This window comes from Pedobacter sp., assembly GCF_035317785.1.
In the GTDB taxonomy this organism is placed as follows: Bacteria; Bacteroidota; Bacteroidia; order Sphingobacteriales; family Sphingobacteriaceae; genus Pedobacter.
The window spans coordinates 1-6443 of record NZ_DATHGC010000249.1 but is presented as its reverse complement, the minus strand read 5'-3'; the positions used below and the strand labels follow the sequence as shown (position 1 = coordinate 6443).

The 6443-nt window shown below is 45.4% G+C and carries 8 protein-coding genes; 7 read left to right on the top strand and 1 reads right to left on the bottom strand.

Features of this window, described 5'->3' with window-relative positions; genetic code table 11:
• From VK541_RS15470 to mobA, 6 genes are all read left to right on the top strand, one after another.
• Positions 1-843: FAD-dependent oxidoreductase (locus VK541_RS15470; protein WP_324371207.1), on the top strand; the 843-nt coding region annotated here is incomplete at its 5' end.
• A gap of 11 nt (positions 844-854) precedes the next feature.
• On the top strand, positions 855-2324 hold the full coding sequence (locus VK541_RS15465; protein WP_324371206.1) for a rubredoxin: 1470 nt from the start codon (positions 855-857) through the stop codon (positions 2322-2324).
• Positions 2325-2416: 92 nt separating this feature from the next.
• Positions 2417-3334, top strand: coding sequence for a GTP 3',8-cyclase MoaA (locus VK541_RS15460; RefSeq protein ID WP_324371205.1), 918 nt, complete (start codon positions 2417-2419; stop codon positions 3332-3334).
• A gap of 4 nt (positions 3335-3338) precedes the next feature.
• Positions 3339-3572 (top strand): MoaD/ThiS family protein, encoded by a 234-nt coding sequence (locus VK541_RS15455; protein ID WP_324371204.1) that lies wholly within the window; start codon positions 3339-3341, stop codon positions 3570-3572.
• Complete coding sequence (locus tag VK541_RS15450; RefSeq protein ID WP_324371203.1) at positions 3532-4050, top strand: molybdenum cofactor biosynthesis protein MoaE; 519 nt, start codon at positions 3532-3534, stop codon at positions 4048-4050. Before VK541_RS15455 ends, VK541_RS15450 begins: the two co-directional genes overlap by 41 nt.
• On the top strand, positions 4040-4609 hold the full coding sequence (gene mobA / locus VK541_RS15445) for a molybdenum cofactor guanylyltransferase (RefSeq protein WP_324371202.1): 570 nt from the start codon (positions 4040-4042) through the stop codon (positions 4607-4609). The genes VK541_RS15450 and mobA overlap by 11 nt, the downstream gene beginning before the upstream one ends.
• On the opposite strand, the gene VK541_RS15440 is transcribed toward mobA, so the two are convergent.
• Complete coding sequence (locus tag VK541_RS15440) at positions 4593-5474, bottom strand: 1-aminocyclopropane-1-carboxylate deaminase/D-cysteine desulfhydrase (RefSeq protein ID WP_324371201.1); 882 nt, start codon at positions 5472-5474, stop codon at positions 4593-4595. The two genes, mobA and VK541_RS15440, sit on opposite strands and share 17 nt — an antisense overlap.
• Before the next feature lie 298 nt (positions 5475-5772).
• Between VK541_RS15440 and VK541_RS15435 the strand changes: the two genes are divergently transcribed.
• Positions 5773-6443, top strand: a 671-nt coding sequence (locus VK541_RS15435; protein ID WP_324371200.1) for an RluA family pseudouridine synthase, incomplete at its 3' end; no start/stop codon positions are given.

Here is a 6443-nt window from a genome sequence, read left to right as displayed (position 1 = left end):
CTGGATTCACTGGGTAGCCAGCTGCTCAGCGAGCAGATGGAGCGGATGGGCTGTGACATTTATTACAATGAAGAAGTACAGTTGTTCTATGGCAGGTCAAAACTCACAGGCATCGGCTTGAAAAGCGGCAAAAAGATCAGCTGCGACGCAGTGATCCTGGCCATAGGTACCAATCCAAATATTGAGCTGGCCAAAAAATCTGACATTTTGTGCAAGCGCGGAGTCGTTGTGGATGAAAGGATGCAGACCAGCGACCCGGCTATATTCGCCATTGGCGAAATAGCCGAGTTTAACGACATGATGTATGGCATTACCGCGGCAGCAGAACAACAGGCCGAAGTGGTAGCCCAGTATATCAATGGCGACATCTCCAGCTATTATGAAGGGAGCACTTTAATGAACATCATTAAAATCCAGGGCTTTGACCTGTGCAGCATTGGTTTGTCAGAATCTCCGGATGAGAAAAATTACGAAGAGATCATATTCATGGACAAAGCCAAGCGCTATTATAAAAAATGCATCATACATCAGGACAGATTGGTAGGTGCGATCCTCATCGGCGATAAAGCAGAATTTCAGGAATTCAGGAACCTCATAGAAAACAAGATTGAACTGAGTGAAAAACGGATCCAGTTGCTCAGAAGCGGGAATAAACCAGACCCTGTAATGGGTAAGCTGGTGTGCAGCTGCAACAATGTGGGCCAGGGCAATATAGAAACAAAGATCACAGAAGGGTGTTCGGATCTGAAACAGCTGTGTGCTTCAACCGGAGCGGGGACGGGCTGCGGGTCCTGTAAACCGGAAGTAAAACGCATACTTGAACAACTGTTAAGCGCAGTGTAAATAAACAGGATATGGCCGAGGAAAAAATACATACCATCAAAATCAATCTCCCGGGAGGAGTAGTAGCTGCGGGAGATATGCTGGAAATACTGGATGCGGCAAAGCATGCAGGTATATCAGAGGTCCGTTTTGGTACACGCCAGCAGTTGTTCATCAATGCCAATGCGGAGCAGCTCGAATCGCTTGAGCATGAGTTTTTTGTGGCCAACATAGACTTTGAACTCGATGCCGGCCAGTATCCAAACATACTCAGTTCTTATGTGGCCCAGAATATATTTGGTAATCCGAACTGGCTTGGTGAGGGGGTTTATAAAGACATTCTGGATCTTTTTGATTACAAACCACAGTTAAAGATCAATCTGATCAACAGCAACCAGACCTTCGTTCCATTTTTTACAGGCAATCTCAATTTCATCGTCTCAGCGGTAAGCAATTACTGGCACCTGCACATCAGGTTTCCCAAGACCAGCATCTTTTATGTATGGCCGGTACTGGTGTATACAGAAGACATTGCCATACTGAGTAAAGATATTGAAGAAGCCATATTAAAAAAGCCTGATGTTTACTGCAACCGGGAAGATATAAATGGTACGGCACTCTATCAAAAAGTCGGGAGTGAAACTAAATTTATCCAGTACCACAGCACAGCCCAGCTTGAACTTCCGGATTTTAGCCTTCCTTATTATGAAGGGTTCAACAGGTATGACAGCAATAAGTTCTGGCTCGGTATTTACCGCAGGGACGAGTCCTTTTCCTGCGACTTTTTAGAAGATGTCTGCACATTGTGCATCAGGTCACGCATTGCCCAGTTTTACATTACTCCCTGGAAGTCCATCATTATGAAAGGGATAGAAGAACAATTGCCCTGGAATATGGTCATGGCCAAACACCGCATCAACGTGCGTCATGCCTCTAATGAGCTCAACTGGCAGGTAGAAGACCTTTGTGATTACGGGCTTGGCCTAAAGCAATACCTGGTGAAACAGTTTGATAAAGAAGACCTGCGAACCTTTAAGCTTTCATTTGCCGTTAAGGTGAATCCCAAAACCGGATTATTCGGCTCAGTAATCATCAGAAAGCAACTGAACACCGATAAAGAAATTTTTGACATACTGCATACCCGTAATTTCAATCCAAACTCAAAAGATTTCGTAACTTTCAGAACTGATATCAGTTTGAGCGAACTTACGCCGGTATTGATCTCCCTTTGCGATCAATATTATGACCTGCAAACGAAAGATGCCTTGCTGTTGCGCGCCGAGCATATCCGCGAAGAAGGAGAGGATCAAAAGTCGCTGATTATGGTTCATCAGTGTAAAAACTGCTGGTCTGTATACGATGAAGAATTTGGTGACGAAATCAATGAAATAAGTCCCGGCATTGGGTTTGGTGATCTGCCGGATACGTATAAATGTCCTGTCTGTAATTCAGAGAAGACGGATTTTTTACCGGTAAGCAAATACATGCTGATGCAATGTTAAAAGAAGTATAAAGAAATATTACCGATACTTACTATTTTTACATCATGATTGAGCCAGGGGATATATACGACCGAAAATTCAAAACCCTCAGGGTGAGTTTGATCAATACCTGTAACCTCGGCTGCGTATACTGTGCCTGTGGTCAGGATGAAATGCGGGAAAGTTATATACTTCAGGGGTCACAGGGCCTGCCTGCTGAGAAAATGCTGAGCATTATCGGGCGCCTGCACCGGCAGCTTGATCTGCAGACACTGCGCCTCACCGGAGGGGAGCCGCTGCTGTACAGGGACCTGGCAATGATCATTAACGGAGCACTGCAAATTGGAATTGAAGACCTGGCATTGACCACAAACGGAGTACTGCTGGAACAGCAGGCAGAAACGCTGCAAAAAGCAGGATTAAAATCTATCAATGTATCACTGGACGCCATAGACGAGGAGACATTTTTTAAAATAAGCCGCCGCCGCGGACTGAATAAAATACTCCGCGGTATTGATAAGGCACTGGAATGCGGAATTGAAGTTAAACTCAACACGGTGGTTATGCGTGGGATCAACGCACATCAGATCTTGCCTTTGCTCGATTATGCATCCGGCAAAAAGCTAAAGATCCGTTTCCTGGAAGTCATGGCCATGGGACATTTATATGAAAATCCCGGACAGTATTTCTTCTCCCAGCAGGAGATCCTTTCCATCATAGAGACCAGGCACAGCATCGCCGGGCTGCCGCGGAAAATAGCCGCTACAGCCAATTACTGGCAAACCGCCAAGGGGCATATTTTTGGCATCATCGCAAACGAGACCGCCCCTTTTTGCGGGGATTGCAACCGTCTGAGGCTGGATTCTTTTGGTAATATCTACGGATGCCTGAGCAGCAATACCCCGATCCCGATCGGAGAGGCAGCAGCCGGCAGTGCCGAGCTTACCGGCAAACTGGAACAGGCAATGTCACAGAAACAGGTATTTAAATTTACTGGGAGCAATTTGAGCATGATGCATATAGGAGGATAAATTTATGAAGATTGAAGTATTTGCAGTGTTAAAGGATTTCTACGATAAGCAATTTACAATTGGAGAAGCATTGAAAGATATCCATGAGCTGAAGCGCTACCTGATCACACAAAAGCCGGAGGCAGAAGGAATACTCCGTGTCTGCCGCTTTGCGGTAAATGATGAATTAGTCGGTTCACACTATAATTTAAAAGCAGATGACCGGATCTCCGTTATCCCGCCAAGCAGCGGGGGCTGAAAACATACTTTCTGATCAGCCGCTGCAGCTTGCAGCGCTGCTCGCTGCTTCGCACCATCCGAGCGCCGGCGCGGTTGTGCTGTTTAGCGGAGACGTCAGGATCAATAACCTGGGAAAAGAAGTTGCCTACCTGGAATTTGAGGCCCAGGAAAAGCTGGCTGTGAAAATGATCGAAGAAATATTGGGACAAGCCACTCAAAAATGGCAGCTGAATATTGCAGTGGCACAGCACCGGCTGGGCAAAGTAGGGATCACTGAATGTGCGGTGGTGGTCATTACCGCATCACCCCACCGCAAAGAGGCTTACGACGCAAACAGGTACATCATGGACAGGTTAAAGCACGAAGTGCCGATCTGGAAATGCGAATACTTCACAGACGGTACACACAAATGGGGCGGAAACTGCAATTGCGCCGAGATCACCGGAAATCCCGCTGAGCACATCTACGAATTTAACAGTGCCGGCCATGGAAAATAAACTAATGGGCGTAGTGCTGTGCGGGGGCGAAAGCAAGCGCATGGGTAAGGACAAAGGCTTGTTGCTGAAGGATGAACAGCCCTGGGCAGTGATCATTGCTGATAAACTTGCACAGCATGGCCTGGAAGTTGCCGTTTCTGTAAATGAACTGCAAAAGCAATCTTACCGGAACATATTCCCTGAAAGAACTTTGATTGTTGACCATATCCCAATCAGCGGACCTTTAAATGGATTATTGAGTGTCCATCAGCGTTTCCCTGATCATGACCTTCTGCTGATGGCTTGTGACCTGACTGAAATGGATAAAGATACCCTGGATACCCTGATCGGGGCCTACAGGGAGCAGCCGGGCCATGAATTTTATGTATACCGTCACAACGGCTTCGCCGAACCGTTTTGTGCGATTTATACTGCTGCTGCACTGGCTGCAGTTTTACAACAGCAGGAATCCGGTGAACTCAGAAGGTACAGCCTGCATGAGCGTTTTGAAACCGGAAACACACTATACCTGACAATTGATGACTTGTCAGTTTTTAAGAACTTCAACCATCCTGTCTGAACTTTTCCTTCATCCCTAAGATGCCCAAAAGGCCTCCCGTGTGAACTGCGGCTATTTTATCGGTGGTTTTAAAATATTGTTTCATTAACAGATCGTCAATGGCAAAGAACATCTTTGCCGTATATACCGGATCTATGAGGATGCCTTCTTCGGCAACGAAGCACTTTATAAAAGAAATCAGCTCAGGCTGCGTTTTGGCATAGCCCCCAAAATGATAATCCGTATGCAGGACCAGCTGATCCGAACTGCCGGTATATTTCATCATCTCATCCGCAATGAAATCACCACCCTTTAGAACCGGCACCACATGAAGCACAGTTTTTGATCCGGACTCTAAAATACCCTTAAGCAGGCCGGCGGCTGTAGTTCCGGTTCCGGCAGCGCAAAAAAGGTGATCAATATCCGGGGGAAGCTCAGCAATGATTTCGGCACAGCCCTGAACAGCATGGATACCGGCACCTCCCTCATCCACAAAAATAGCATGAGCGTCCTCTGCAAAAAGCTTATTAAACAATGACTTTTTTTCTTTGTAATCTTCCCTTGAAGTAAATATCAGCCGCATTCCGAATAGCCGGCACAGCAATAGCATTTCGTTTTCTACCGCCTCTCCGCGCACGAACGCAGTGCTTTTTAAGCCGTTTTTTGCACATGCGGCGGCTGTAGCCACCAGGTGGTTGGAATAAGCACCACCAAAGGTGACCAGATGATCCTTATCCAATTTTTTCGCTTCTTCTAAGATGTATTTTAACTTACGCCATTTATTCCCTGAAATATAGGGGTCAATTAAATCATCTCTTTTAACCCAAATGTTTATTCTGGCAGGATGCTTTAATTGTTGTGTGGGGCTGTAAATATCTGTAACCATGATTACAAATATAGAAGCCGGGGACTTAACCTTGAATAATTAATGTTTGAAATAAATCTTTTTGATCAGGTATGGGAAGAAGTTGAGAATTATTTTTACATTTTGAGTAAAATTTTTCATAAGCAGGGTTATTAAGGTACAGGAGCCTGTTATCAAAAAATAGGCCAATTTCTTTTCTAAATATGTTGTCTTTAAAGATTAGTTTTGCAGGATCAAGGTCAGGAAGCGCAAAAACCCTTTAAATCTATTGAAATGCTATGCTTTAACTGACAGGTAGACAGAAACATAAGTTATTTTAATGGAAAATATTAATACGGCGCAGGAATCGGAAGACCAGGATCTTTATGAACATTTCAACATTGTTGTTGATAAAGGACAGTCTTTACTGCGGATTGACAAGTTTTTAATGCATCGTTTGGAAAATGCCTCACGCAGCCGGATCCAGAATGCTATTGAGGCTGGAAACGTACTCGTCAACCAAAAACCCGTCAAGTCCAGTTATAAGATAAAGCCGGCTGATGAGATTTCCATTGTATTTCCGCATCCGCCCCGTGATACAGAAGTCTACCCCGAAGACATACCTCTGGAGATCATCTATGAAGACAACGACCTGCTGATCGTCAACAAGGTTGCCGGTATGGTTGTTCATCCTGGCTACAATAACTACACAGGTACATTGGTCAATGCGCTGGCCTTCCATTTTGAACAGCTGCCTCATTTGCCAGGCAACGAAGGAAGACCCGGTCTGGTCCACCGGATAGACAAGGATACCTCCGGTCTGCTGCTGATCAGCAAGAACGAGATCACGATGACCAAGCTGGCCAAACAGTTTTTTGACCACAGCATTACGCGAAAATACCTGGCACTGGCCTGGGGGGATATTGCCGAAAACGGAACCGTAACCGGATATATTGGACGCAGCGCAAAAAACCGGATCATCATGGATAATTATGACGATGAAGAAAAAGG